Annotated in this window: 3 protein-coding genes; all 3 read left to right on the top strand. The window is 38.8% G+C overall.

Annotated features, from left to right (window positions below):
• On the top strand, positions 1 to 604 hold a 604-nt coding region (locus BC349_RS07130; RefSeq protein WP_222840115.1), incomplete at its 5' end, for a hypothetical protein.
• Positions 605 to 852: 248 nt separating this feature from the next.
• Positions 853 to 1371 (top strand): hypothetical protein, encoded by a 519-nt coding sequence (locus tag BC349_RS07125; protein ID WP_187256070.1) that lies wholly within the window; start codon positions 853 to 855, stop codon positions 1369 to 1371.
• Positions 1372 to 3029: 1658 nt separating this feature from the next.
• Positions 3030 to 3572 (top strand): hypothetical protein, encoded by a 543-nt coding sequence (locus BC349_RS07120; protein WP_187256050.1) that lies wholly within the window; start codon positions 3030 to 3032, stop codon positions 3570 to 3572.
• Positions 3573 to 3781 lie beyond the last annotated feature (209 nt).

Below are 3781 nucleotides of genomic sequence, written 5' to 3'. Positions count from 1 at the left end.
CGTTGGCTGCAATTTTAACAAACATAAAAATGAAACAAATAATTCAATGGATTGGACACTAGTTATAATTCAGGGAATTGTTATCGCCGGCTTCACCAGTTGGATAAACTACTTAGTAGGAAGATGGCAAAAAAAGCTTGATTTTCATTATGACTATAAAAAGTATATACTGGAAAAAAGGAAGGATGCGTACTCTTCAATAGAAAAGGCTTTTAACGAACTCAGGAATATCGAAAAAAATTATAACGTAGCGGACATTTCCCAGTCAAACAAAATTCTGAGACGAGTTATTGAATCGACCCAATCATCAATCTGGGCAACTCCAGAACTATTAATTAAGCTCAAAGACTTGCAAATGTTTTTTGCAGAACTCCTTGTTTTTAACAACATGAGTTCGTTTGAAGAGGGCCAAGAAATGACCCCAACAGACATTAAAAGGTTTTGGGACACTTTCCGAAAAAAACACTCAAAATATCAAGAGCATTTAAATGGACTAGAGACGGTCTTTTTTTCTGACCTAATGAACTTAAATGATATTGATAAGTTCATTAAAGTGCGATCAACCTGGAAGGGGTTTTCTATCGATCCTAATATAACTCAATAAAAACTGCAGCCAACAAGGGCATTTGGCTTACCAGGGCGGGACAATGGAACTTCAGCAGTAGAACAATGATGAGCATTGGCCCGGGCTTGTCACGGTTTCAATTAGGCTTTTGGTTATAAATATGGACATTAGTAAATAATATATCGGCTGAGCCGGGCTGGACGTTAGTAATGGCCCTGGCAAACCAAATCCCTAATCGTTAGTGGCAACCCAATTACGACCGTAGAGAATTCAAAATTATTTAGACAATGAAGAAAAATTTTAGAATACTGTCTTGTTTGACTTTAATTTTTCTTATTCAGACATCTTGCAATAACAATGCAACTAAGGACAATAGTCATGCTAATAATGGTAGTAATATTAAATTGACTGAAAAACCAGTCGGTGAAAGCGGCTACGTCATATCAGTTCCGATTGATTATTCCATCACGACATCAAACGGACCAGATTTTTCGGTATATTATTTTTCACCAACAGACACAACCGTTAAGGGTAAATTATCTGGTGGACTATATTTTGGAAACTTTCCCCATGAATTTGACGCAGATAATGACAGTTGCAAAACAGAGACATTAATGGGAAAAATTCTTAACACCTTACAGGAGTGGATGGTATTTAATTGTCAAGAAGAATATTCAATTCAAACAATTGCTGACAATAAAAAGGGAGAAGGTTGGAATCAACGAATTCATGCTTTTGGACACTCAAAAAGTAGAGACGAATTACAAACGATATTAGACATTTACTCGACATTAAGGAAGAAATGACGATAGCTTCAAGCAATGGAATGGCTGCCACTAACAAGGGCATTTGAATTACCAGGGCGGGACAATTGAACTTCAGCTGTAGATCATTGATGAGCATTGGCCCAGGCTTGTCACGATTTCAATTAGGCTTTTGATTATAAATATGGGCTTTTGATAATAATTAATCGGCTGAGCCGGGCGGGACGATAGTAATGGCCCTGGCAATACAAATACTTTAACGTTATACGAAACGGTATTGCTGTCAATCGGAAAGAACAGCAAGAGCAACACCTAGCCCTCAAAGGTTGTAGCAATGAATGGCTAACAGGCTGTGGGTGCGGGGGTTTCAGGTTATATATATCAAAGCCAATAGCAAGGTGGGCGACCTTATGTAAAAACATCCGTTGAATTGTATAGGCTACAATGTGCACGATACCCCCGGCTGCAAACTGCCAGATAAAAGTGTTACACCGCCTGTTGTATGTTTGGCTTGTCTACGGATCGGTAAGGTGGGCAACATAAAAGTAGATACATTACCAGGACACAAAACCACCGCGTTACTGGGGTGCAACTACCAGCGATGGTGTATGGTGGGGTGCAAAAGTACAAGTGAGAATATGAATATTGAAAAGCCGCAGTTACTCTAATGTTTGCAGCGTTACGCTTAAATGAAGCTCTGATGTATTGTTATATATGCTGAATGATTATGGGCAATAATCGTCGTTGGCCGTTCGTATAACAGTGGTATTTGTGTTACCAGGGCGGGACAATGGAGCTTCAGCATTAGATCATTGATGAGCATCGGCCCTGGCTGGTCACGGTTTCAATTGGGCTTTTGGAAATGAAAATGAACTTTTGTAAATATATTTATGGCTGAGCCGGGCGGGACGTTAGTAATGGCCCTGGCAATACAAATACCTGAACGTTATACGAAACGGTATTGCTGTCAATTGGAATGAACAGCAAGAGCATCACCTAGCCCTCAAAGGTTGTAGCAATGAATGGCTAACAGGCTGTGGGTGGGGGGGGATCAGGTTGTATATATCAAAGCCAATAGCAAGGTGGGCGACCTTATGTAAAAACATCCGTTGAATTGTATTGGTTACAATGTGCACGATACCCCCGGATGCAAACTGCCAGATAAAAGCATTACACCGCCTGTTGTATGTTCGGCTTGTCTTCGGATCGGTAAGGTGGGCAACATAAAAGTAGATAAATTACCAGGACACAAAACCACCGCGTTACTGGGGTGCAACTACCAGCGATGGTGTATGGTGGGGTGCAAAAGTATAAGTGAGAATATGAATATTGAAAAGCCGCAGTTATTCTAATGTTTGCAGCATTACGATTAAATGAAGCTCTGATGTATTGTTTTATATGCTGAATGAATATGGGCAATAATCTTCGTTGGCCGTTCGTATAACAGTGGTATTTGAATTACCAGGGCGGGACAATGGAGCTTCAGCAGTAGATCATTGATGAGCATCGGCCCAGGCTGGTCACGGTTTCAATTTAGCTTTTGATAATAAATATGGGCTTTTGATTATAATTTATCGACTGAGCCAGGCGGGACGTTAGTAATGGCCCTGGCAATACAAATACCTGTACGTTGGCTGCTATTTAGACAGACCACAATAATTTGAAATCATTTTAAGACCATCAAAACTTTTAAATCACCAATGCGACTTACAAAGACTGAAATGTTTACAATGCTTTCCTTAGTTGCACCTTATTTTTTTGCATTATTATTTTTCAGACACACAGACATTTTTACTTTTTTAGGGCTTATAGGATTTTGTGCATTATTTATTATCGGCTGTTTGATAATTCTTCTATTGACAAAACAGACAAAATTTAGAAAGTTATATTACTTTATTGCAACTGCCATTAGTGTGACAATATTTTTAACTTGTAGAGATGGGCTTATTAATACAGCTGACAAAATATTCTTTTCAATTCACAAATCTCGAATGACTGAAACTGTTGTAGCAATTGAAAAGGCACGACAAGAAAATAAACAAATTGAAATTCCGCAATTAAGCTTTGCTGCTGTTGACACACTTGAAAGTGGAGAAGTAATTTTTACATTAGACGGAATGCTTGATAACTGTGTAGGAATTGCATATTCAAAAGACAATACTAACCCAGGATATACTAACTGTGGACGAATTATAGAATGGAAAAAAATTGACGATCATTGGTATTTGTGGTACACAACGTAGAATAAAACAGCAGCCAACATATGGTTTTGTGCAAGTTGGGCTAGACGGAATTCGCCATCAACTTTTGTACTACTATTTAACTTAAGTTCCAGCTCGACAGAACGCTATTGAGCAAAAGAATAAATCATCAACTTTTACCTACACATTTGGCTGACGTTTACAAGCAGACGGAACTCGAAATCCCCAACCTGCACAAAGCCTCGAACGTT

This window comes from Flavihumibacter stibioxidans, from assembly GCF_014332695.1.
GTDB lineage: Bacteria > Bacteroidota > Bacteroidia > Chitinophagales > Chitinophagaceae > Flavihumibacter > Flavihumibacter stibioxidans.
This window is presented reverse-complemented; position numbering and strand designations above follow the sequence as displayed.